This is a genomic window from Halobaculum saliterrae (assembly GCF_009831625.1).
GTDB classification, from domain to species: Archaea; Halobacteriota; Halobacteria; order Halobacteriales; family Haloferacaceae; genus Halobaculum; species Halobaculum saliterrae.
Window position 1 is genome coordinate 422040 of the sequence record NZ_WUUS01000002.1, and the last position, 22935, is coordinate 444974.

General features: G+C 69.7%; 17 protein-coding genes. 9 read left to right on the plus strand and 8 right to left on the minus strand.

Going from position 1 to position 22935, the window contains the following annotated elements:
* Positions 1–3 precede the first annotated feature (3 nt).
* Both GRX01_RS04855 and GRX01_RS04860 read right to left on the minus strand, forming a co-directional pair.
* On the minus strand, positions 4–1296 hold the full coding sequence (locus GRX01_RS04855) for an extracellular solute-binding protein (protein WP_159663947.1): 1293 nt from the start codon (positions 1294–1296) through the stop codon (positions 4–6).
* Between the two features lie 89 nt (positions 1297–1385).
* Positions 1386–4064: a glycoside hydrolase family 15 protein gene (locus tag GRX01_RS04860; protein ID WP_159663949.1), complete on the minus strand. Its 2679-nt coding sequence runs from the start codon at positions 4062–4064 to the stop codon at positions 1386–1388.
* Positions 4065–4169: 105 nt separating this feature from the next.
* On the opposite strand from GRX01_RS04860, the gene GRX01_RS04865 reads away from it, so the two are divergent.
* Both GRX01_RS04865 and GRX01_RS04870 read left to right on the plus strand, forming a co-directional pair.
* Complete coding sequence (locus GRX01_RS04865) at positions 4170–5324, plus strand: ABC transporter ATP-binding protein (protein ID WP_159663951.1); 1155 nt, start codon at positions 4170–4172, stop codon at positions 5322–5324.
* A 171-nt stretch (positions 5325–5495) separates the two neighbouring features.
* The gene (locus tag GRX01_RS04870) at positions 5496–6152 is read left to right on the plus strand and encodes a lactate utilization protein (protein ID WP_159663953.1); all 657 of its coding nucleotides are present in this window, start codon (positions 5496–5498) and stop codon (positions 6150–6152) included.
* A gap of 64 nt (positions 6153–6216) precedes the next feature.
* Here the strand turns inward: GRX01_RS04870 and GRX01_RS04875 are convergent, their stop codons facing one another.
* A complete protein-coding gene (locus tag GRX01_RS04875) occupies positions 6217–8346 on the minus strand; it encodes a glycoside hydrolase family 15 protein (protein ID WP_159663955.1) in 2130 nt (709 codons plus the stop codon).
* A gap of 102 nt (positions 8347–8448) precedes the next feature.
* Here GRX01_RS04875 and GRX01_RS04880 point away from each other — a divergent pair, with 102 nt between their 5' ends.
* The 3 genes from GRX01_RS04880 (at position 8449) to GRX01_RS04890 (ending at position 12824) form a co-directional block, all read left to right on the plus strand.
* On the plus strand, positions 8449–10827 hold the full coding sequence (locus GRX01_RS04880; RefSeq protein WP_159663957.1) for an alpha-amylase family glycosyl hydrolase: 2379 nt from the start codon (positions 8449–8451) through the stop codon (positions 10825–10827).
* Positions 10828–10893: 66 nt separating this feature from the next.
* Positions 10894–11535: a hypothetical protein gene (locus GRX01_RS04885; RefSeq protein WP_201289508.1), complete on the plus strand. Its 642-nt coding sequence runs from the start codon at positions 10894–10896 to the stop codon at positions 11533–11535.
* A 182-nt stretch (positions 11536–11717) separates the two neighbouring features.
* Entirely contained in the window at positions 11718–12824 is a 1107-nt protein-coding gene (locus GRX01_RS04890) for a TrmB family transcriptional regulator (RefSeq protein WP_159663959.1), read from the plus strand.
* 97 nt (positions 12825–12921) lie between these two features.
* Here GRX01_RS04890 and GRX01_RS04895 read toward each other — a convergent pair whose 3' ends face one another.
* Together GRX01_RS04895 and GRX01_RS04900 are read right to left on the minus strand one after the other, a co-directional pair.
* On the minus strand, positions 12922–13221 hold the full coding sequence (locus tag GRX01_RS04895) for a DUF7521 family protein (protein WP_233740863.1): 300 nt from the start codon (positions 13219–13221) through the stop codon (positions 12922–12924).
* Positions 13218–13604, minus strand: a complete 387-nt coding sequence (locus GRX01_RS04900; protein WP_159663961.1) for a winged helix-turn-helix domain-containing protein — start codon at positions 13602–13604, stop codon at positions 13218–13220. Before GRX01_RS04900 ends, GRX01_RS04895 begins: the two co-directional genes overlap by 4 nt.
* 112 nt (positions 13605–13716) lie before the next feature.
* Here GRX01_RS04900 and GRX01_RS04905 point away from each other — a divergent pair, with 112 nt between their 5' ends.
* Positions 13717–14868 carry a multicopper oxidase domain-containing protein gene (locus tag GRX01_RS04905; RefSeq protein ID WP_159663963.1) on the plus strand — a complete coding sequence of 384 codons (1152 nt, stop codon included), beginning with the start codon at positions 13717–13719 and terminating at the stop codon, positions 14866–14868.
* A 140-nt stretch (positions 14869–15008) separates the two neighbouring features.
* Positions 15009–16355 carry a hemolysin family protein gene (locus GRX01_RS04910; RefSeq protein WP_159663975.1) on the plus strand — a complete coding sequence of 449 codons (1347 nt, stop codon included), beginning with the start codon at positions 15009–15011 and terminating at the stop codon, positions 16353–16355.
* 75 nt (positions 16356–16430) lie between these two features.
* Here GRX01_RS04910 and GRX01_RS04915 read toward each other — a convergent pair whose 3' ends face one another.
* Positions 16431–17519, minus strand: a complete 1089-nt coding sequence (locus GRX01_RS04915) for a Brp/Blh family beta-carotene 15,15'-dioxygenase (RefSeq protein ID WP_159663977.1) — start codon at positions 17517–17519, stop codon at positions 16431–16433.
* Positions 17520–17624: 105 nt separating this feature from the next.
* Here GRX01_RS04915 and GRX01_RS04920 point away from each other — a divergent pair, with 105 nt between their 5' ends.
* A complete protein-coding gene (locus GRX01_RS04920) occupies positions 17625–19151 on the plus strand; it encodes a phytoene desaturase family protein (RefSeq protein WP_159663979.1) in 1527 nt (508 codons plus the stop codon).
* Positions 19152–19300: 149 nt separating this feature from the next.
* Positions 19301–21124 carry a formate/nitrite transporter family protein gene (locus GRX01_RS04925; RefSeq protein WP_159663981.1) on the plus strand — a complete coding sequence of 608 codons (1824 nt, stop codon included), beginning with the start codon at positions 19301–19303 and terminating at the stop codon, positions 21122–21124.
* A gap of 48 nt (positions 21125–21172) precedes the next feature.
* Here GRX01_RS04925 and GRX01_RS04930 read toward each other — a convergent pair whose 3' ends face one another.
* Both GRX01_RS04930 and GRX01_RS04935 read right to left on the minus strand, forming a co-directional pair.
* Complete coding sequence (locus GRX01_RS04930) at positions 21173–22258, minus strand: TIGR04053 family radical SAM/SPASM domain-containing protein (RefSeq protein WP_159663983.1); 1086 nt, start codon at positions 22256–22258, stop codon at positions 21173–21175.
* Between the two features lie 48 nt (positions 22259–22306).
* Positions 22307–22843 (minus strand): halocyanin domain-containing protein, encoded by a 537-nt coding sequence (locus GRX01_RS04935; RefSeq protein ID WP_159663985.1) that lies wholly within the window; start codon positions 22841–22843, stop codon positions 22307–22309.
* Between the last annotated feature and the right edge of the window lie 92 nt (positions 22844–22935).

Here is a 22935-nt window from a genome sequence, read left to right on the forward strand (position 1 = left end):
GACCTACTCCCAGTTGCTCCGGATTGTCTCCTCCGCTTCGACCATGGCGTCGCTCACGGACATGTTGCCGTCGAGGGCCTTGCCGAACCCGGTCTCCAGGGGCCCCCACACGTCGCCCATGCGCGGATGGGTCGGCATCGGGACGCCCTGCTGAACGGCCTCCGAGAAGCCCTGCACCGACGCCGGGAGGTCGTCATCGCCGGCGAGGTTCTCGTGGACCGGGATGAAGCCGTGGCTCTCGGCGTCGGCCAGCAGCTGCTCCTCGTTGGTGACGTACCACTCGACGAACTCGCGTGCGGCCGCGGCGTCGGACTCGGACTTCTCCATCCCCTTCGCGAAGTACCACAGCTGGATCCCGGTGTACGGGCTCGGCTCGGAGCCGTCGGCGGTCGGGAAGCTCGTGACGCCCACGTCGACCCCCTTCTCCCGTGCCGTGCCGAGGAACCACGGGCCGTTGATCGCGAACGGCGCGTTCCCCTCGGAGAAGGCGGCCGCCTGCGGGCCGTACTGCGTGTCGTTCGGCATGTACGGGACGAACGTGTCGAGGATGTACTGGAAGCCCTTGACGGTCTCATCGTTGCTGAGGCCCAACATCTCATCGGCCTCCGGGTCGAAGTAGTAGCCGCCGAACGCCTGGGCGAAGCCGCTCATGAAGTACGCGTTGAGCGGGTAGCCGAGTCCGTAGGTGCCGTTGTCGGGGTCGTGGTACTCCTCCATCACGTCGACCATCTCGCTCACCGTCTCCGGCGGCGAGTCGACGTACTCCTTGTTGTACAGCAGCGAGACCGTCTCGGCGGCGAACGGGAGCCCGACGGTCGCGCCGTCGAACTGCGCGGCCTCGGCGGCGGCATCGGTGAACGTGTCCATGCTCACCGAGAGGTTCCCGCTCTGGTCGGAGAGGAACCCGCGCTGGTAGTAGTCGCCGACCCAGTCGTGTGCCCACTCGAACACCTGCGGCCCCTGTCCGGCGGGGATCGCCGACTGGGTCTTCTGTTCCAGGTCCGAGAGGTCCGACCCCTCGACGGTGTGTCGCGACTGCGAGTTGAACTCCTCGATCAGCCCCTTCAGCGTCTCACCCTCCGCGGAGGAGCGTGCGTACCACGTGGTCGCGGTACCCGGGTCGACGGCCGGCTCGGTGGTCTGTGTCGCCGTCGAGTCTCCACCGTCTCCGCCGTCCCCTCCGTCCGATCCACCCGCCGTCGGGGTCCCCTGCTCCTCGACGCCGACGCAGCCCGCCAGCGCTGCAACGGCCGCCATGCCGCCCATCTTCAGCAGCCTCCTGCGATCTGTTGTCATGGTGTGAACACCCGATGAATAAGTAGTTCATACCTTAAACCTTCGGGTACGACCGTGCAGGATCGGTAGGATCGTCCTACTCTCCCGTGTCACTCGACGACCGAGACGACCGCACGGGCACCGGCGACGGCCGTTTCCGCCGCGGACTGACCGGGATCCCCGGCGGCGACGACGAGGGTGTTGCGACCGGAATCGAGCGACACGGATGTCTCGAAGGACCCGCCGTTCACGGAGAGGAGTTCGGCGTCGCCGTCGACGGCGACCGCGACGACCGGAGCGTCCGTCTCGCCAGCGATCGTCACCTCCGTGGAGTCGACGGTGTTGTCCGGGAGAGACACGTCGAGCGTCGGTTCCTCCGGCGGACCGTAGTCGTATCGTTCTCGGACGGCCGCCGGAGTTCCGGACGGTCGGCCGGCGTCGATGCCGTTGGCGAGGCGCACGAACGCGGCGTGGCTCCACGACAGCGGCGTCGCGCTACCCGTCCCCTCACCGAACGCCCAGTCGTAGTCGGTTCCGTCTTCGCGGTCCCACACCTGTTCGGGGAGCAGTCGTCCCTCGTTCGCGAAGCCCGCGAGCGTCGAGAGCAGGGCCGTCGGGCGGTCTGGTCCGGACTCGGTTCCGGCGGCGAGCTCGTACTCGGCGCGTTCTCCGGTGAGAAGCGGCCACAGGCGACCGTGCGTGTCGGTTCCAACGGGGAACGGCGCACCGTTCTCGCCCTCGCCGTAGCCGTCGCCGGTGTAGCGGTGGAACGCCGGTCCGTGAGGTGTCTCCACGCGGATGTCCTCGTCGACGACGGCGACCGACTGCTCGATCACCTCGTCGTCTGCCGGGAACACGCCCAACCTGACGAGTTCGAGGAAGCCGGCGTCGATCACGTTCCGCTCGTCGAACGTGCGACCGCCGTTCGCCAGCGACCGCTCGGTTCCGTCGTCGGGATCGCGGTTGCCGTTGATCCTGAAGTAGTACGGCGGGTTGTGCCGGTCGGTTCCCTCGCGGGTGACGCACCACTCCCGTACCCCTCGGCGGAAGCGGTCGGCGGTCGCGAGCCACACCAGTGTGTCCGCTGTTCTTCCCCGCTCGATTGCGACGTCGGCGGCCGAGACGAGCCCCGCGATCTCGGCGGCGATGGTTGAGGGAGACAGTCCGCCCTCCTCCTCCCAGCGCTCCTGCCCGGTACCCGGTCCGTTCCGGAGGACGTAGTCCGCGGAGGTGGCCACGTCGGCGTAGCCGAACGCGAGGTCGTCGAACGAGCGCCCGTGTTCGCCGGAGACGCGCCGCGCCAACACGAGCGGGAAGGCGACCTCATCGAGTTGCTCGCCGCCCCACCGAGTTCGACCGTCGACGTAGGTGTTCTGTGGAACGAACCCGCCCTCCCGCTGTTGCACGTCGAACAGGTACTCGGCCGCGGCGATCGCCGCCTCCGGCTTCCCCATCGCCTCGAGCGCAGTGAACGACTGGTAGAGGTCCCGCGACCAGACGTAATGATAGCCCACGTCCGACGGATCCGTCGCCGGAACGACCTCGCCCCACGGGACACACGGGCTCGCGACGCCGGCGCCGGGATACGTCGCGTCCTCGGCGGCACGAAGCGCCATCGCGCTCGTCCGATACAGCGGTTCGAGTGTCGCGTCCCCGGCGACGCTGTCGGGCACGTCGACGCCGTCAAGCCACGAGCGCCACCCGGCGCGGTACGACTCCCGCGCGTCCTCGAACCCGTCGGCGACGGACTCGCGCGCGACTGCGACGGCGGCGGTCGGATCGGGTCCCTCTGCGAACCCGAGCGCGAGGGTCGCGTCGGTCGATCCGGACCCCAACCGCCCGACCAACGCGGCGTTCCCCGACGCCTCGCGCGAGCGCTCGCTCTCGATCCCACGTCGCAACAGCCGCGCGGTCGCAGGATCGCCCACCGGCGTCACGGTGGCCCACTCGAACCCTGGATCCGCGGCGAGGCCGAGCGACACGTCGTACCCGTCGCCGTCGCCATCGCGGACGACGCCGCCGTCGCTCGTGTCTGTCACCGACAGGACGGCGTGGCCGTCGGCGGTCGCCCGGGCGTGGCGGTCCCCGGCCGTGCCGGTCGTCACGGCGGGACGACAGACAGCGTACACGGAGAGGTCCTCGCCGCCGGCGTCGAATGTCACGTCCGCGACCACGGCGTCTCGCTCGGGATCGGCGACGTACTCCACGTCGAGCGTCCACGCGCGAGAGGCGGACTCGAACTCGTGGCGGTAACAGAGCGCGTCGTCGGCGGTCGGGACCACCGTTCGCTTGACGTCATCCTCGACCCGCCGGTCCAACTCGGCGGTCCGGGCGGCGTACCCCTCGCCGTCGGCGACAAGGAAGTCGAGCCGTCGAACGTTCAGGAGGTCGACGCGCGGGAACCGAACCCCGGTGAGGGCGCCGCGGGTCAGGGTGTACCAGACTCGCCCGTCGTCGTCGCCGCCGGCGGCGCCGGCACCGGACCCGTTGCCGACCGCGGTGCCGACGCCGACCTTCTCGCCGGTCGTCCAGAACGGGGCGAGCTCGATATCGTCCGCCTCGGGTCGCGGAGTGGAGGTGCCGCCGTCGGAGGGTGTCCGCGTCCCCTCACCCGAATCCGTGGCGCCGGTACCGGCGTTCTCGGAGCCCGACCCGCCGCAGCCGGCGAGTCCCCCGAGCCCGGTCGCGGCCGCGCCCGCGAGAAACTCCCTGCGAGCCGGGATACCCTCCCGATCGGCGCCACGACTGCCCGGTTCCGTCTCGTCGCGCTCCGTGTCGCGTCCCGTCATGACGTGCCACCCCACGCCCATAGGTAAAAAGAACGACGAAATACCACTTCACAAATCGCGGTCAGAGGGAAAGAGCTAAACCGTGGTACCCGATCACATCGGACCATGGCCACCGTCCGATTGGAGAACCTGCGGAAGACCTTCGACAGCGGCCGGCTCGTCGCGGTCGACGACCTCTCGCTGTCGGTCGACGACGGGGAGTTCCTCACGGTCGTCGGGCCGTCCGGGTGTGGGAAGTCGACGACCCTCCGGATGATCGCCGGGCTGGAGCGCCCGACCAGCGGGAGCGTCGTCATCGACGGCGAGGACGTAACCGACCAGCACGCGCGCAAGCGAGACGTGGCGATGGTGTTCCAGAACTACGCGCTGTACCCCCACAAGACGGTCATGGGGAACATGGAGTTCGGGCTCCGGATGAGCACCGACCTCTCGAAGGAGGACCGTCGCGAGCGGGTCCGCGAGACGGCCGAGATGATGGACATCGAGGAGCTGCTGGAGGACAAGCCGAGCGAGCTCTCCGGTGGGCAGAAACAGCGCGTCGCGCTCGGGCGCGCCATCGTCCGCGAGCCGGACGTCTTCCTGTTCGACGAGCCGCTGTCGAACCTCGACGCGAAGCTCCGAACCTCGATGCGCACCGAGATCCAGCGCCTCCAGGACGAACTGGACATCACGGCGATCTACGTCACCCACGATCAGGAGGAGGCGATGACGATGGGCGACAAGATCGCTATCCTCGACGACGGCGAACTCCAACAGACCGGCCGCCCGACCGACGTGTACGACGACCCCACCAACGAGTTCGTCGGCGGCTTCGTCGGGTCGCCGTCGATGAACGTGCTCGACGCCGTCGTCGACAACACCGACGCCGGGGTCACCATCCGCGGCGTCTCCGCCGACTTCGCCTACGACCTCTCCCCCGAGTTCGCGGACGTCCTCGAGGGTGTCGAGGAGGTTCGGATGGGCATCCGTCCGGAGGACATCCGCGTCGCGGAGGCGGGCGACGCCAGCATCGCCACGACCGTCGACGTGGTCGAGCCGATCGGCTCCGACAACTACCTCTACCTCGACCTCGGCCCGGAGTTCATCGCCCGCGTCGCCAGCGGGATCACGCCCGACGCCGGCGAGGGGATCGAGATCACGTTCGACGAGACCGACGTCCACCTCTTCGACCCGAGCACCGGGAAGTCGCTCACTCACGGCGTCGCCGTCGCGGGCTCGGACGCCAGCACGCCCGCCGAGGCCGAGCCGACCGCGGACTGACGGCTCCGACCGTTCGGCGGCGGCTACCGAGTCTCCGTGGACAGCGACAGGCCTCTCCACGATCGACCTGTCAGCCGATCCGATGAGTGACACCGGAGTTACCGCCTGTCATCGATGTCCGCGAGCGCTTATGCCGGTCTCGACGCTACGCGTACACAGCCGATTTCGACCATGTCTCAAGAGAAATCCGACTACGCTGACGACACCGACCTCGACGCGACGCTCGACGAACTCCCGGACGAGGGGACGATCGAGGAGACCGCCGACAACCTCCGAGCCAACGGGTTCGAGGTCGTGGTCGTGGACTCCGCAGACGAGGCCCTGGAGACGATCCAGTCACGGATCCCCGCCGGCGCTTCCGTGATGAACGGGCACTCGACGACGCTCGAGGAGGTCGGCTTCGCCGAGTACCTCTCGGAGGGCGACCACGAGTGGGAGAGCCTCGCCGACGAGATCTGGGGCATCGACGACGACGAGGAGCGGCAGGCCGCCCGACGGAAGTCCCAGACGGCGGACTACTTCCTCGGCGGCATCAACGCGATCGCCCGGACCGGCGAGCTCGTCGCTGCGGACCGCTCCGGAAGCCGGATCGGCGCGTACCCCTTCGCCGCGGGGAACGTCCTCATCGTCAGCGGCGTCAACAAGATCGTGCCGACGCTCGACGACGCCCTCGACCGACTGGAGTCGGTTGCGTATCCGCTGGAGAACGAACGTGCGAAGGAGGCGTACGGCGTCGAGTCCGAGATCGCGAAACAGCTCATCTTCCGGCAGGAACTCGAGCAGGACCGGACGACAGTGGTGCTCGTCCGCGAGCAGCTCGGGTACTGAATAGACCGACTCGATTCCTCCCTCCGTTCTGAGAGGCGCGGCCCGTGGGTCCCGAGCGGCCGGTTCAGTCGTCGGCCGGAACCGGGTCCTCGTCGCGGTCCGCGAACGCGCCGAGATCGTTCAACAGCGCCGTCGACGCCAGCCTGATCGCGTGAGGCCAGCCCAGCGGCGTCGCGCTGTCGGGGGTCCCGTCGTCGAAGAACTGCTCGGGGAGGAACCCGCCGGGAACCGTGAGCGGGCCGTCCGGCCCGACGAGATCGAGCAGTTCGCGCGACCGGTCGACGAACGCCTCGGATCTGGCGTCGTCGGCGTCGGCGAGGAGCGCGGCGACCTCCGCGGCGGCGTTCGCGCCCCACGCCGTCGAGACGGTCCAGATCTTCTCGTGCCCCTGACCGCGCTGGCGCCAGCCGTCGCCCTCGTAGCGGACCAACCCGGCGACGTCGCTCGCGTCGGGATCGTGGAACAGGCCGTCGACCGTCGCGTCGACGTGCGAGACGAGTCGGTCGCGACGGACGTCGTCGACATCGCCGATCGCGGCGTACGCGCGGTGGGCGTCGGCGAGCGCGAACGTCGCCGAATCGTAGCGTCCGTCGAGGCTGCCGTCGTCGCGCTCGCGCACCGCGAACGCGCCGCGGTCGGGAACCCACAGGTCGTCGAGGGAGTCGTACAGCAGCGCCGCGCGATCGGCCGCCTCGACCGCCCGCCCGAACCGTTCCGCCCCCAGCGCCGCGACCGCGGAGAACGCGGCGAGGAAGCGCGCGGCGGTGTGGGTGAACCGGCCCCCCGCGTCCTCCCAGGCGTTCTGACAGGCGACCGGGCGGTGGTCGTCGGCCACCGACGCGATCAGTCCGTCGAGACCGTCGTCGATGGCCCCGGCGATCTCCCCGGCGAGCGGGTCGTCCTCCGGCAGGCGGTCGAGCAGTCGAGCGAGGAACGCGACGACGCTCGCTGTCTGGTCCGCCTGGTACTCCACGTTCTCGCCGGCCTCCATCCGGGCGTTCGCCCACCCCGGCGCCAGCGCGCCGTTGCGTGGCCACACGCGGTGGGGCCAGGTGCCGTCGGGGAGCTGCGTGTCGAGATACGCTCGCGCGCTCCGGCGGTGCCAGTCCTCGAGGCCGAGGTCGAACGCCGCGTCGGCGTCCAGCAGGAACCCGGATATCTCGGCGTCGTCCCGGAACCAGGTGTAGCCGTACCCGCCCGAGTGGACGTAGTGCGGATCGAAGTCGGGGCCGGCGATCCGCATCCCGGTCGGCGCCGACAGCAGCGACAGCACGCGGAGGTCGTCGACGGCCGCGTTCGTGCGCGGTACGCCCGACGGGACCGTCACTGCGGCGTCGCCGTCGACTGCGAGGTCTCGGAGCTTCTGCACGTCGGCGACGTCCTCGACCAGGTCGTCCACGGTCTCGAGTGCCGCCTCGCGGTCGGTCTCAACGCCGTCGGTGAGCAGCGTCGCGACCGCGGCGACGCCGTCGGCGAACCCCGTCGACGCGACGACGTGGCCGCCGAGGTGGTCCTCCTCGCGTCGATCGCCGAGGGAGTCGGCGCCACGTTCGTGTGGCTCGGGGGCGAGCACGGCGTCGGGGCCGGCCGGGAGCCCGCCGCCGATCACGTCGAGGTCTGGTGCCGCGAGGAAGTCGCGCTCGCGGTCGTGGAACACCTCCACCGCGCGCGAGTGATGGAGCTGCCCTACTCGCGCGTCGCGGCCCTCGGGGGCGAACGTACAGCCGACGAGCAGCGACGCGTCGAGGCTGTCCGCGAGTTCGGCGTCGTCGAACGCGACGCGCGTCACGTGGGCCTCGCCCGCGTCCGTCTCGACTGCGAGGTCGAACCGACGGACGCCGCCGACCGGCGTCTCGTGAACGGTCTCGACCAGCGTCGTCGACGCGTGATACGACTGCTCGCCCTCGCCGGGTTCGATAACGGCGGTCCCGTCGTCGGCGCGCCGAACCGCGTCGTCGTCCCAGTCGAGATCCGCGGGCGGGTCATCGATCCGGAGCGCGAACCGGGAGTCGGCGAGGCCGAAGCGCCCGGACAGCGGGTACCCGAAGTCGCGGACCCCCCCGTCGGGCGCGACGTGGAGCAGGCGGCCGCCGGCGCCCGAGAACAGCCCGGCGGTGGTACGCCGCTCGCCGGGGAACCGGGTCGGGTGATCCCGGTTGCGTTTGTGGTCGTCGAGTGCGTCACGTAGTCGCATGTTGCGATCGGGTGGGTCCCGGGTCATAATACTTGTTGTAATCCTATTTCAATCGTTCACGATTCCGGAACGCTCAAGCACCACGGGGAAGCGCACACGGCCATGACCGAACACGCCGACTCCGCCGCACGCGACGGAGGGGGTCCGAGCCCAGCCCCAGACGACCCGACGCACCATCCCGGGCCGCCGCGCACGACCAGCGTGGGCGAGTCGATCGAGCTCGCGCCGCGGAACCTCGACGCCGTCGTCGACGTCGGGCCGGACGGGGCGGCGACCGAGAACGACGGACACGGGCGGTTCTCGTGGGTCATCGTCGACGCGCCGGCCGACAGCGATGCGTCACTCGACCCCGCCGACACATCCGGCCAGGCCGCCGGTGACAGCGCCGTGACTCACTTCGCGCCGGACGTTCCCGGCACCTACCGGGTCGAGTTGACCGCTCCCGACGGCGCCCACGAACAGACGGTCCGTGCGTACCCGGACGAGCGGGCGGACGCGACGCTGCGCGTCGGGAAAGGCGACTTCGACGCGCCGACGGCGCGCGTGACCCCGGATCGGGTCTCTGTCGCCGGGCCGTTCAACGACTGGAACGTCGCCGAGATCCGGCCGTACGACGACGGCGAGTTCCTCGCGATCGACGTGCGCCTCCCGCCGGGAGAGCACCTCTACTCGTTCGCGCTGGACGACCGGCTCGCGGACGGCGTGATGGGCGAACACGCCGTCCCCGGTCCCGGCCGTCCCAGACTCCACCTCGACGCCGCGGACGAGGGCGACGAGGTCGTCGTCTCCGCGGACGCGGAGGCGGCGCCCGGCGGTCCCGATCCGGCGGCGACCCCCGAAGGCGAGCAGCCGACCGTCGAATGGCTGTTCGACGGTCGTGACGGCCTCTCGGCCGACCACGAGTCGGTCACTATCGACGGCGACACGGTGCGCATCGACCGGACGGCGCTCCCCGCCGACGGCGTCGCGCGGGTCCATGCCGTGCCCGTCGCCGACCGGTACGGCGTGATGGACACCGTCGAACTCTCCGCGACGGACGGCGGATCCCACGGGGATGACTCGACGACGGCGGTCCGACCCAACGACCCGCCGGAGTGGGCGTCGTCGCCGACGATCTACGAGGTGTTCGTCCGGTCGTTCGCGGGTGAGACGCCCGACACGACGTTCCGGGAGATCGAGCGGCGAGTGCCGTACATCGATTCCCTCCACGTCGACGTGCTGTGGCTCACGCCGGTGCTCCAGAGCCCGACGACCCACGGCTACCACATCACGGACTTCTCCCGGACGGCCGACGACCTCGGCACGCGCGCGGAGTTCGAGTCGTTGGTCGAGACGTGTCACGACCACGGGATCCGGGTGGTGTTCGACCTTGTGATCAACCACACCTCGCGGGACCATCCCGCGTTCCAGCTCCACTCGGCCGGCGTCGACGCGTTCGCCGAACAGTACCCCCGTCGCCCGGCCGCGGAGAACCCCTCCGACGTGGAGTGGGCCGGGGAGGGGACGCCCTCGTTCCGCTTCAACTGGGAGCGGATCCCCGACCTGAACTACGACTCGCCGACAGTCCGCGCGTGGATGCTGTCGGTCGTCGACGAGTGGGCCGACGTGGTCGACGGCTTCCGGTGCGACGTGGCGTGGGGCGTCCCGCACGGCTTCTGGAAGGAGGTCGCCGAGCGCCTTCGCAGGCGCAGCCCCGAGTTCCTCCTGCTCGACGAGACGATCCCGCGGGATCCGTTCATGCACGAGGCGGAGTTCGACATGCACTACGACACGACCCTGTACGACACGCTCCGCCGGATCGGCTCGGGCGACGTCGACGCCGACGCCGTCCTCGACGCGATCGACGCCTCCGCGGTGCAGGGCTTCCCGCGTGCGGCCGTCCAGATGCGCTACGTCGAGAACCACGACGAGGACCGGTATCGCGCGGAGTGCGGAACCGAGGCGCTCCGGGCGGCTGCGGCGGCGACGTTCACGCTCCCGGGCGCGCCGATGGTGTACTACGGACAGGAGCGCGGAATGACCGACTACCGCGGCGAGATGTCGTGGCACGACGGCGACACCGAACTCACCGACTACCACCGCAGGCTGGCGGCTGCCCGCCGCGAGCACGACGCGTTGCGCGCCGGGACGGTCGCCCGGATCGGCTACGAGGTCCGTGGCGACGACGTCGGAGCAGGGAACGGAACCGGCGGCGCCCTCGGGATCGTCGGCGGCGACGATGGGAGCGCCGGAGCCGGCGGCGCCGGCGCGGAGGCGGTCACCGCGTACGTTCGTGAGTCGAGCGAGGAGCGACTCGCAGTCGCGATCAACTTCGGCGCCGGGGAGGCGACCGTCGAGCTCGCGGACCCGGTCGATCCGACCGACCTCATCACGGGACACGACGTGGGTGCCGACGGTGACGACGGCTCCGAGGACGGTGTCGAGGGTGGTTCGACCCGTGTCGTCCGCGTCGACGACGTCGTCGTGTGCCGGCTCCGTTGAACACGGAACTTCCCGACCGGGGCGCCGACCGAACTCCCTTTTCCCCGTCGGGCCGAAGTCGACCCCATGAACGACCCGGCGGACGATCGGGAGGACGCGGCAGACCCGGTCGACACGGGCGACGCGATAGACACGGCTGACGCGATCGACACGGTCGATGACTCACGAGTCACCGACGATGGCGAGGAGGGGCGGCCGGACGAGCCGGCCCGAACCGTCGGGGAACTCGTCGAGTACTGTCGGCTTCAGGCCGGACTGCTCGCGGGCCGCGTCGAGACGATGGCCGAGGAGGCGACCGACCGGATCGACGAGATCGACGAGGAGATCGCGGCCCTCCGTGAGGATCTCGATGCGGCGGACGGTGACGTCTCCGACGGTGTCGCCGGCGGCGACGGAGACGGGAGCGAGATCGGATCGGGCGGCGACGACGGGGACATGGCGGCGGCGCTGGCGGACGCGGAGTCCGACCTCCAGCGCAAACAGGCGATGGTCGAGGCGACCGAGTCGCGGATGCGGCTGTTTCAGGAGCTGTCGACCGCCTACCTCGAACTCGCCGAGGACCTGATCGAGTCGTTGGAGTCGGGGGACGCCGACCCCGACGAGGCCGTCTCGCGAGTCGTCTCCTTCGAGGTCGAACGGGACGCGCCCGCGTACTTCGAGGAACGGGAGACGCTGGCCGAGGTCGCCGCCGAGAACGGCGAGGACTGACCGGGTCCCGGGGGCACGTGTGGCTCCGAACCGCGTCAGCGCACGCGGTCCTCTTCGCCGTCCACGACCGTGAGACCCGAACCGTTGTGGGGAGACAGTCGCCAGTCCATAGCGCGGACACGCCGACGCGGGCGGGCGCACGGACCGGGAGTTATACGGTTCCCCGTCGGCCTGTGTGGGCTATGACCACGGGCCCCGGCGACCTCTCCGGCGCGAACGCGGCAGGCGACGTCGACGTGGAGGCGCTGTTGAAGCGGTTCGGACTCTCCGACAAGGAGATCGACACGTATCTGACGCTCCTCGAGCACGGGGAGGCGAAGGCCAGCACCGTCGCGGAGGCGGCCGGCGTCTCGAAGCGGTACGTGTACAGCGCCAGCGAGGAGCTGGAGGCCCGGGGGTTCGTCACCGTCAACGACCACGTCACGCCGACAACCATCCGCGCGAACCCGCCCGGAGAGGTCGTCGACCGCCTCGCGAACGACGCCAAGTCGATGCGGCCGGCGCTGGAGGCCCGGTTCTCCCGGGAGGAGGCCGCCACCGAGCCGTTCGAGGTGGTCAAGTCCCGCGTCACGGTCGTCAAGCGGATCCGTCGGGCCATCGCCGAGGCGAGCGAGGAGGTGACGCTGTCGTTCCCGCTGGACCGCCTCGACGAGGTCACCGACGACCTCCGGGACGCCGTCGACCGGGGCGTGCTGGTGTTGTTACTGCTCACGGGCGCCGACGAGGGCGAAGCCGACCTCGGGGAACGCCTCTCCGGCGTCGCCACCGCGGCTCGGACGTGGGGACAGCCCATGCCGTCGATGCTCACCGTCGACGGGCGGACGGGGGTCGTCGCCCCTGCGGAGATGGTCGCACGAACGAACAGCGGCACGCAGGCCATCGTCTTCACCCAACAGCAGCTCGGTCCGGTCATCGTCGGCTCGTTCCTGGGCAACTACTGGCCGGCTGCCGCCGAGGCGGTCGTGACGGAGCCCGCGCCGCTGCCGGCGACGTACACGAACTTCCGACACGCCGTGTTGCAGGCGGAGCTACACCGTCGGTCGTCGGACGCCGTCGCCGCGCACGTCTCGGGCCGCCGAACGGACAGCGGCGACCCCGTCGAGACGAGCGGCGAGGTCGTCGAGGTCAGTCAGGGACTCGTCTCGCCCGCGAACAACGAGTTCCCGGTCCAGCACTCGCTGACGATCGAGGTCGACGACGAGCGGATCTCCGTCGGCGGGAAGGGCGCCTTCGTCGAGGACGTGGAGGCGACGGAGATCCGCCTCGAGCCGTCTGTCGCCGGCGAGTGAGCCGGACGCTCGAAAACGTGTCGGTCGGATCGGACGGGTCGAACGAGCGAATGGAACCTGACGCAGGGATCGGCCGGCCGACCGGCCCTCGGGAACCTCACTCCCGGTACAGCGAGTATGTGATGAACCCGAACCCGAGCATGGTGAGGGCGCTCTGGACCAACACCCCATAGAGGATGACCGGCTGCGAGGGGCTCAGGGGGAGCAGATCGCCCACGAGGTCGACCCCGCCGCCCAGGATACTTCCGGCAGTGACGATCGCGAACCCCAGCGCCAGCGAGCGGAGTTCCGCGGCGCCCGTCCGACGGTAGGCGGTCCACGAGAGATACGTGATCGTCGCGCCGAAGACGAACGTCAGCGTCTTGGTCGCCGCGATGGCGATGGTGAGGTGGCTCATTGGTCCGCACCCCTGCGGACCTCTCCCCACATGCTCGCGAGGCGATCGGCGGCGTCCTCGGCCGGGCGTTCGATCTCCACGTCGAGGCTTCGGTCCTCGGCGAGCGCGACGATCACCTCGTTGAAGTCCGTTCGATAGCGGGTCGCGTGGTGGCCGTCCTGCCTGACCTCAACGCCCTCTGCTAACAACTGTGCCTCGGAAAGCAGGTCCAGCTTTCGGTATGTCGTCGACATGGGTATCTCACACTCCTCTGACACCTCCCCCGCGGTCAAGGGTTCCTCTAGGTGCTCGATAATCGTCCGACAGTCCTCGTCGTCGAGCGCGTCGAGGACCGACTGGAGGTTCGGCCCGGGTTCGGCCCCCGGCCGAGAGTCGCGCACCATACGGGCGAGTTACTCGGTCTGTGGTATAGGTTGCTTGGTTCGGTCACGCGAATCCCAGTAATTGGAAACCAGCAGTACCCCCTAACATATTCCCCCCATACCGTCGAAGTACATGGTGAATATCGGCGCACCCGGATCCGAGATGAGTCGACGCGAGTTCCTGGCGGCCACCGGCGCGACGGGCGCGTCGGCGGCGTTCGCGGGGTGTAACGCACCGACCTCCGCTGGCGGACGGACGGCGGTCGGGACCGACGCGGCTTCACCGCAGACCGACTCGGACCTTCCGACCACCTCGCCGCCCGAGGTCGTCAACGTCGACGAGCAGGGCGGATCGGTGACGATGAAGACGCTCCCGGCGCGCCACGACGTTCACCCGGGCGAGGCGATGGGCGGCCCCATCGAGTTCCCGCAGGTGTGGGCGTTCCAGGCCGACGACCGCGACCCCTCGGTGCCCGGACCGATCCTCCGCACGACCGAGGGCGAGGACATGACGGTCGTCCTCGACAACACCGACGGCCAGCGGCCGCACACGCTCCACTTCCACGGCGCCCAGAAGACGTGGGAGAACGACGGCGTCCCCACGACGACCGGGATCACGGTCAACCCCGGGGAGAAACACGAGTACGAGATCCCCGCGAACGTGCCCGGAACGCACGTCTACCACTGCCACTACCAGACCCACCGCCACATCGACATGGGGATGTACGGCATCTTCCGTGTCGACCCCGAGGGCTACGAGCCGGCCGACCGTGAGTACTTCATGACGGTGAAGGACTGGGACTCGCGCCTGCCCCGGATGATGGCCGGCGAGGACGCCGACTACTCGCCGCGCTCGCGCCACCCCGACGTGTTCACGGTCAACGGGAAGGCAGCCCCGCGGACGCTTCACCCGGAGGACGGCTCGCCGATGATCGTCTCGCAGGGGGACACGGTCCGCGTCCACTACGTCAACGGCGGATACATGAACCACCCGCTGCACGTCCACAACCACCGGTTCCAGCTCGTCGAGAAGGACGGCGGTACCATCCCCGAGGCGGCCCGCCACGAGATGGACATCACCGACATCGCGCCCGCGGAACGCCACACCATCGAGTTCACCGCCGACGCGGAGCCGGGGATCTACCTCATGCACTGTCACAAGGTGAACCACGTGATGAACGGCACCAGCTACCCCGGCGGGATGCTCACCGGGATCGTCTACGAGGAGGCGATGGACACCGACATCTTCGCGTCGCTGATGGACTACGCCGGCTACGAGGGCTGAGGCCCTCCATCGTCCGGATCACGGAGACGGCGTCGCGGGGGATCGAGCAATTAAGTGCCTCGGTGGTGGAGGTGTGGTATGTCAGTTCCTCTCCCCGTCCTCGCGGGCACGCACGGTCTCCGGCGCCACCGAGGTGGCGGATGGTAGACGTCGTCTTCGCCGCCGGTCGCCTGCTTCTGGCGCTGGTGCTCGTGGTGTTGAACGGCTTCTTCGTCGCCGCGGAGTTCGCCCTCGTCCGCGTCCGATCCACCTCCGTCGACCAGCTCGCCGAGGAGGGCCGCGCCGGCGCGGACACGCTCCAGCAGGCGATGGGGTCGCTGGACGACTATCTCGCCGTGACGCAGCTCGGGATCACCCTCGCCTCGCTCGGACTGGGATGGGCCGGCGAGCCCGCGGTGGCGTCGCTCATCGAGCCGGTTCTCGGGCCGGTTCTTCCGCCCGATATCCTCCATCTCGTCTCGTTCGCGCTCGGGTTCACCTTCATCACGTTCCTGCACGTCGTCTTCGGCGAGCTCGCGCCGAAGACGATCGCAATCGCCCGAGCCGAGCGGATCGCCCTGTTGGTCGCGCCGCCGCTGAAGCTGTTCTACTACGTGTTCTATCCGGGGCTCGTCCTGTTCAACGGGACGGCGAACGCCTTCACCAGCCTGATCGGCATCCCCCCTGCCTCCGAGACGGACGAGACGCTGGAGGAACGCGAGATCCGGATGGTGCTGTCGCGAGCGGGGGAGGAAGGCAACGTCGACGCCAACGAAGTCGAGATGATCGAGCGAGTGTTCGACCTCGACGACACCGTCATTAGGGAGGTGATGGTGCCGCGTCCGGACGTGGTAGCGATCCCCGCCGACGCGACGCTCGCGGATATCAGGTCGACCGCGCTGTCGGCCGAGCACACTCGATATCCCGTCGTCGACGCCGACGACGCCGACCGGATCGTCGGTTTCGTGGACCTCAAGGACGTGATGCGTGCCGAGGAGTCGGAGTCGGCGGCAGAGACGACCGCCGCCGACATCGCGCGCGACGTGCTCGTCGTCCCGGAGACGACGTCGGTCGACGACCTGCTGTTGCAGTTCCGAGACGAGCGTCAGCAGATGGCCGGCGTCGTGGACGAGTGGGGGAGTCTCGAGGGGATCGCGACCGTCGAGGACGTCGTCGAGGCGGTCGTCGGCGACCTCCGCGACGAGTTCGATGCCGACGACGGCGAGGCGTCGATCCGCCGACGCGCCGACGGCGGGTACGGGGCCGACGGCGCGGTCGCCCTGCGGACGGTCAACGACGCTCTCGGCACGTCGTTCCACAGCGACGAGTTCGAGACGCTCGCGGGACTGGTGCTGGATCGCCTCGACAGGGTTCCGGAAGTGGGCGATTCGCTCGAGGTGGACGGCCACACCGTCGAGGTCACCGCGATGGACGACAGCCGGATCGACGCGCTCTCGATCCGGCCGCTCACCCCGCCCGACGAGGGCGACGACGAGGACGAGAACTGATCGCCGAGTCCTCGTGGGGACCTCGACGACCCCGTCACTCGTGTCGACCGGCCCGCCGCTCGGATCTACTCCCGTTCAGATCGACCAGATACCTCGCTTCCGGTCGAGATACGCGCCGACGACGACGTGTGGGACCGCGATGACGGAGATCGCGACGCTGTAGAAGCCGACCCAGCCGGCGGCCGAACTGGGGGTCCGTGCCAGGAACGCCGCGCCCAAGCCGAACAGGACGAGCGCCCCGACCCACGGGAGCGCCCCGCCGCGTGCGACGCGGCCGATGACGGCCCGCGCGGTCGACGGCCCGTCGTCGCCGGCCGTCAGGCGGGCGGTGCCGCGGGCGGCGTACCAGCAGGGGAAGTACACCCCGATGGCAAGCGCGGGCGGAACGGTGAGGAAGAAGGCGACGAGCAGGAGCGTCTCGCCGGCGTCGACGCGCCACGACCGACTGAAGCGGCCGCGGAGCCCCCCGAGCGACAGGTGTGCACCCACGGCACCGGCGTACACGCCGCCCACCAGGGAGACGGTCGGGTCGGCGAACAGCCACAGGAACGGTTGCAGCGCTCCCGGCTCGAACACGTTCACCATGTAGCCGCCGTACATCGCGTACAGGCCGGGGTCGACGACGTACGCCGGGATCAGGACGGCGCCGCCGCGGACGGCCACCGCGAGCGCGCGCTGGACCCGCGATCGGAGGTGGTCGGTCCCGACGACGGCGTCGAGGACTGCGAGACCGCCGTGCCCGGCCTTCAGCGCCGTGATCGAGAGCGCAAGTGCCAGCCCGACGACGGGCGAGAGGACGAACAGGTCGTACGCGATCACGATGAGCGCGAGATACGCGAGGAGGTAGCGGAACCGGAACCCCTGGCCGCGACCGCGGAGGTTCACGACGTGCTCGAAGCCGCCGTGATAGAGGCTGATCGTCCCCATCAGCCCGAGGTACGCCAGCGCACGATAGCGAAGCGGGACCGCCACATCGGCCGCCGCGAACGCGGCGAACGCGACGGTCAGTCCCGCGAACACGACCCACGAGCCGAGGACGGCCCGCCGCGCCAGGGCGGTCCCGGCGACGAGCTCGTCGCTCTGTTCTCCCCGCTCCACTTCCCCATCGTCGGACGGAGGGCCGGCGAGCCACGTCCGAACCGACGAGCCCAGTCCGGTCGACATACGTAGGTTCGATAGGGTCGTTCACTGACGTAATGTCGGCTCGCGCTTCCCAGCGGCTGGGAATCGGGGTCGGTCCTTCCCGAACTCGTTCCGTGCTTATATGCGATGACACGCGAACCGGAGGCGCCGCTCTCGGGGCAGTCAGTCGCCGTGGTCGGCGCCGGCGTCGGCGGCCTCTCGACGGCCTGTTATTTGGCGGACGACGGGGCGGACGTGACGGTGTACGAACGCAACGACCGGGTCGGCGGCGTCGCCGGCCGGATCGAGCGGGACGGCTTCGCGTTCGACACCGGGCCGTCGTGGTACCTCCAGCCGGAGGTGTTCGAGCGGTTCTTCGGACACTTCGGGCGCGAGCCCTCCGACTACTACGACCTCGTCGAGCTCGACCCCAAGTACCGCGTGTTCTGGACGGACGGCGACCGGGCGACCGTTCCGGACGACCGCGAGGCGGTCCGGGCGCTGTTCGAGTCGTACGAGGACGGCGCGGGCGAGGCGTTCGACGCCTACCTCGAGCGTGCTCGCGAGTCCTACGAGCTCGGGATGGAGCGGTTCGTCTACACGGACCGCACGCGACTCCGGGACATGCTCGACGTGGACGTGCTCCGATCGGGTCGCGCGCTCCCGCTGTTGCGGACGATGGACCAGCACGTCGAACGGTACGTCGACCACCCGAAGCTCCGACAACTGTTGGAGTACACGCTCGTGTTCCTCGGCGGGTCGCCGTACAACACGCCCGCGCTCTACAGCATGCTCTCGTGGGCCGACCACGGCCTCGGCGTCCGCTATCCGGAGGGGGGAATGTACAGCGTCGTCGAGGGGCTGCGGGACCTCGGGTCCTCGCTCGGCGTCGACTACCGCACGGGGACCGAGGTGACCGGCGTGACCGGCCGCCGGGGGAGCTTCACGCTCTCCCTGGACGGCGCTCGCGACGCGGGCGCCGACCTCGTCGTCTGTGACGTGCCGCCGGCGGCGGCCGACCGCGACCTGCTCCTCCCGGGCGACCGGGTCCGCGACGCCGACGGCTGGGAGTCGGCGACGTATGCCCCCTCGGCGTACCTCCTGTACCTCGGGATCGAGGGCGACGTGGATCCGCTGGCGCACCACTCACATGTGCTCCCGACTGACTGGGACGACCACTTCGAGGCGATCTTCGAGGACTCGCGCTGGCCCGACGAGCCGGCCTACTACGTCAACGCGCCCTCCGTGACCGACGACACGGTCGCCCCCGAGGGCCACAACACGGTGGTCGTGCTCGTCCCCGTCGCCCCGGGGCTCCGGGACGACGCGGAGGCGCGCGCTCGGTTCCGCGACCGGATCCTCGCGGACCTCGCCGAGCACGCCGGCGTCGACCTCAGGGACCGGATCGTGGTCGAGGAGGAGGCCTGTGTCTCAGAGTTCGCGGCGCGCTACGCTCGACCCGAGGGGACGGCGTTGGGGCTGGCGCACACCCTCCGGCAGACTGGTCCCCTCAGACCGAGCCACCGGGCGGGCCCGGACGGGTTCTACCTCGTCGGCTCCGACACGACGCCTGGGATCGGTGTGCCGATGTGTCTGATCAGCGGAGAACACACGGCCGAGGCCGTCCGTGAGGACGAACGCCGGGGGAGGCTCCGTCGGCTGCTGGCGGACTGACGCCGGACTGTCCCGCGAGGTCGAGTGATCGTCCGGACGCGGCACCCGCCGCGGTCGTGGTCGGAGTGTCTACTGTTCGGATCAGTGACATGGGCGCGGATCGTTCGGGGAAACCAAGCTTCTTTGTCCAGGTGGCGGTGGGACCGACAATGAACACTCCGTACGACGACCCGCCGTCCGACGACGGCGACGGTCGGGAACACACGGACCACAACGGCGTTCCGGAGTCGGGGTCGGTCGTTCCGGACCGCTTCTCCTCCGACGAGGTGTTCCAGCGGATCGTCGCCGACGCGGACCACGAGATAACCTCGGGCGCGCGCGAACTGTTCTTCGCGGCGCTGGCGGGCGGGTTCGCCATCACGATCACGCTGTTGGTGTACGCGTCGATGTACCCCCAGACGGACAGCAGCGTCGTCGCGGCGATGCTGTACCCGATCGGCTTCATCTACATCATCATCGGCGGCTACCAACTGTACACCGAGAACACCCTTCCGCCCGTCGCGTTGACCCTTGAGCGACTGGCGTCGGTGCCGGCGCTGTTGCGCCACTGGACCATCGTCGCGCTCGGGAACTTCACCGGCGGCGCGATCGGCGCGGTCGTGCTCGCGTACGGCGGCGTGTTCTCCCCGGAGGCGGCCGCCGTGGCCGCGGATCTGGCGGCGACGGGCGTGTACGAGACCACCCCCTGGGAGCTGTTCTTCAAGGGGGCGTTCGCCGGGCTGATCGTCGCGGGCGTCGTCTGGATGAACTTCGCCGCTCAGGACACCATCTCGCGACTCGTCATCGTCTACCTCGCGTTCCTCACTATCCCGCTGGGGAACCTCTATCACAGCGTCGTCTCGTTCACCGAGGCGGTGTACCTCATGATCGTCGGCGACCTGGGGTTCGTGCTGGCGATGACCGACTTCGTGATCCCGGTGTTGGTCGGCAACACCGTCGGCGGGGTGGTGCTCGTCACGATCGTCAACTACTACCAGACCACCGAACAGCGACTGGAGACGGCGCGCTTCGAGAACGTTCGCAGGCTGTCGATCCGCGAGACGCTGCTCGGGGGCCTCGCGGGCCGGTCGTACGTGCCGCTGTTCGACACCGTCGAGGAGTTCGTTCGCGACCCCGACTCCTTCCGGATCCTCGTCCCGATCACGAACCCCCGAACGGAGTCACGGCTCGTCGAGATGGCGTGCGCGCTCGCGTCGACCCGGGAGAAGGGGGTCGTCCACGTGGTTCACGTGGTGCAGATCCCCTCGGGACCCAGCCAGGGGAACCGCCGAACCGACCACGACCGGATCACCGCCGAGTCGTCGAAGCTGCTCTCCGACGTGCGGAGTATCGGCGAGCGCTACGATGCGGACCTGGAGACGTCGACGCTCGTCACCCACCGCTCGTTCGAGGACGTCTTCGACCGCGCGAACCGCACCCGCCCCGATCTGGTGATGATGGGCTGGGCCGACGACGGCGTGTGGGCCTCGGCCCGCGCAGAGCGACCCATCGACGAACTGACGAACCGCCTGCCGTGTGACTTCCTCGTCGTCAAGGACCGCGGACTCGACTGCTCGCGCGTGCTCCTCCCGACGGCGGGCGGTCCGAACTCCGTGTTGAGCGCCGAGGTCGCCCGTGGACTCAGGGAGGCCCTCGACGCGGAGATCTCGCTGCTCCACGTCGCTGACGGTCCTGGCGACCGCGATCGCGGGGAGGCGTTCCTTGCGGACTGGGCCGTCGAGAACGACCTCGAGGACGCCGAGCGGATCGTCGACGAGTCCGGCGACGTGGAGGAATCGATCGAGCGCGCGGCCGAGGACAACACCCTCATCCTCATCGGCGCCACCGAGCAGGGGCTGCTCTCGCGGCTCGTCAGCGACTCCCTCCACATGAACATCGCCGACGACGTGGACGGCTCGCTGCTGTTGGCCGAGCGGCCCTCCGACCGGTCGATCCTGAAGCGCCTCGTCGGGGGCGGCCGTCGGGAGAAGTAGCCCGCGGAGCGAATCGGGCTGTACTCGGACGCGGGTCGGGCTGCCGACTCAGACGTCGCCCACGCGGTCGGGGGCGGGTCCGTCGTATCCCTCGGGAACGTATGGACACAGCGGGTCGGACGCGAGCGGGTCGCCGGTGGCCGCGTACGCCCGCGAGCGCGACCCGCCGCAGACGTCGCGGAACTCGCAGGCCCCGCACCGTCCGGTGAGCGCGTCACGGTCGCGAAGGCGCTCGAACAGTTCCGCGTTCCGATACAGGTCCACGAGGTCGTCCTCGCGGACGTTGCCAGCCGGCTCCGGAAGGAAGCCCGAGGGGGTCACGTCGCCGACGTGGTTCACGAACGCGAACCCGTCGCCGGCACGGACGTTCGGCCGGGTCGCGGGCGCGCCCCGCCCCGGAGCCATCTCGTCGGGGTCGACGCCGCGTCGTTCGAGACCGACGCGGGTGTGTTGTGGCGCCTCGGTCGTCTTGATCGCGAACGAGGAGTCGTCGTCGACGCTGTGGAGCCAGTCCATGACCGCGTCCGCCCGCTCCGGCGAGACGGGATCGAGCATCGCTCCCCGTCCGACCGGGACGAGGAAGAACACGCTCCAGCGCACCGCGTCGAGGTCGTCCACCAGCTCGCGAACGCCGGGGAGTTCGTCGACGGTTCGGTCACAGACCGTCGTGTTGATCTGCAGCCCGAGGTCGGACTCGCGGATCCAGCGGGCCGCCCGCAGCGTCTCCTCGAAGACGCCCGGCTCGCCGCGGTACCCGTCGTGGACCGCGGGGTCGCCCGCGTCGATGCTGAGCGCGACCCGGCGGAGACCGGCGTCCGCGAGGCGCTCGATGCGCTCGCGCGTCAGCGACGCGGTCCCGCTGGGCGTGAGCGCCATCCGGAGACCGATCTCGTCGCCGTACGCGATCAACTCCGCGAGGTCGTCCCGCTTGAGCGGATCGCCGCCCGAGAGGACCACCACCTGTCCGTCGCCGAACTCGCTCGCGGACTCCAGCAGGCGCTTGCCCTCGGCGGTCGTCAGCTCGTCGGGGTGGCGTCCGGGCGTCGCCTCCGCGCGGCAGTGATCACAGGCCAGATCGCACGCGCGTGAGGCCTCCCACACGAGGACGATCGGGCGCTGGCTCGTGTCGAACATTGTCGAGTGCGTGGGCGTCGTGACTGTCGTGTGTGCTCGGTCCCTCGATCACTCGACCACGACGACGCCCTTCATGCCCAGCGACTCGTGCGGGGTGCAGACGTACTTGGTCGTGCCGGTGGATTCGAACGTCTGCTCGAAGGTGTGTCCCTCCTCCGCGACGAGCTCGGACTCGAAGGAGCCGTCGTCGGCGGCGACGTTGTGGCTCGACCCCTGGCCGGTCCACTCCCAGGTGACGGTCGTTCCGGAGGACACGCGCACCGCCGCGGGGCCGAACCCGTACGCCCCGCCGTTCGCCTCCACGCCGACCTCGACTGTCACCGAGTCCGAGCCCGTCTCGTCGACGACCCCGTCGTAGTTGTCCACGTCGTCGAACCAGCCGTCGAAGGAGGCGGATCCGGACCCGCCGGAGTCGCCGCCGCCCTCGGTCGGCGTCGGTGTCGGCTCCTCGGTCTCCGCGTCGTCTCCCGACCCGCCGTCGGAGCTGCCGCCCCCGGAACAGCCGGCCAGCCCGGTGAGACCGCCGACAGCCGCCAGTCCGGTCGCGCGCAGTACCGTTCGCCGGTCGAGTGATCGATCAGACATCACTCCCTCGTAATTGGGGTGTGAATAAGCGGTTCTCCCCGTTTCCCAGTTGCTGGGAGTCGGCGTGAACGACGTAGGTGCTCCACGTCGGT

Bases quoted from the DNA above. Each gene is read 5' to 3' on its own strand.
- GRX01_RS04855 (WP_159663947.1), bottom strand. From the start codon at position 1,296: ATGACAACAGATCGCAGGAGGCTGCTGAAGATGGGCGGCATGGCGGCC.
- GRX01_RS04860 (WP_159663949.1), bottom strand. From the start codon at position 4,064: ATGACGGGACGCGACACGGAGCGCGACGAGACGGAACCGGGCAGTCGT.
- GRX01_RS04865 (WP_159663951.1), top strand. From the start codon at position 4,170: ATGGCCACCGTCCGATTGGAGAACCTGCGGAAGACCTTCGACAGCGGC.
- GRX01_RS04870 (WP_159663953.1), top strand. From the start codon at position 5,496: ATGTCTCAAGAGAAATCCGACTACGCTGACGACACCGACCTCGACGCG.
- GRX01_RS04875 (WP_159663955.1), bottom strand. From the start codon at position 8,346: ATGCGACTACGTGACGCACTCGACGACCACAAACGCAACCGGGATCAC.
- GRX01_RS04880 (WP_159663957.1), top strand. From the start codon at position 8,449: ATGACCGAACACGCCGACTCCGCCGCACGCGACGGAGGGGGTCCGAGC.
- GRX01_RS04885 (WP_201289508.1), top strand. From the start codon at position 10,894: ATGAACGACCCGGCGGACGATCGGGAGGACGCGGCAGACCCGGTCGAC.
- GRX01_RS04890 (WP_159663959.1), top strand. From the start codon at position 11,718: ATGACCACGGGCCCCGGCGACCTCTCCGGCGCGAACGCGGCAGGCGAC.
- GRX01_RS04895 (WP_233740863.1), bottom strand. From the start codon at position 13,221: ATGAGCCACCTCACCATCGCCATCGCGGCGACCAAGACGCTGACGTTC.
- GRX01_RS04900 (WP_159663961.1), bottom strand. From the start codon at position 13,604: ATGGTGCGCGACTCTCGGCCGGGGGCCGAACCCGGGCCGAACCTCCAG.
- GRX01_RS04905 (WP_159663963.1), top strand. From the start codon at position 13,717: ATGGTGAATATCGGCGCACCCGGATCCGAGATGAGTCGACGCGAGTTC.
- GRX01_RS04910 (WP_159663975.1), top strand. From the start codon at position 15,009: ATGGTAGACGTCGTCTTCGCCGCCGGTCGCCTGCTTCTGGCGCTGGTG.
- GRX01_RS04915 (WP_159663977.1), bottom strand. From the start codon at position 17,519: ATGTCGACCGGACTGGGCTCGTCGGTTCGGACGTGGCTCGCCGGCCCT.
- GRX01_RS04920 (WP_159663979.1), top strand. From the start codon at position 17,625: ATGACACGCGAACCGGAGGCGCCGCTCTCGGGGCAGTCAGTCGCCGTG.
- GRX01_RS04925 (WP_159663981.1), top strand. From the start codon at position 19,301: ATGAACACTCCGTACGACGACCCGCCGTCCGACGACGGCGACGGTCGG.
- GRX01_RS04930 (WP_159663983.1), bottom strand. From the start codon at position 22,258: ATGTTCGACACGAGCCAGCGCCCGATCGTCCTCGTGTGGGAGGCCTCA.
- GRX01_RS04935 (WP_159663985.1), bottom strand. From the start codon at position 22,843: ATGTCTGATCGATCACTCGACCGGCGAACGGTACTGCGCGCGACCGGA.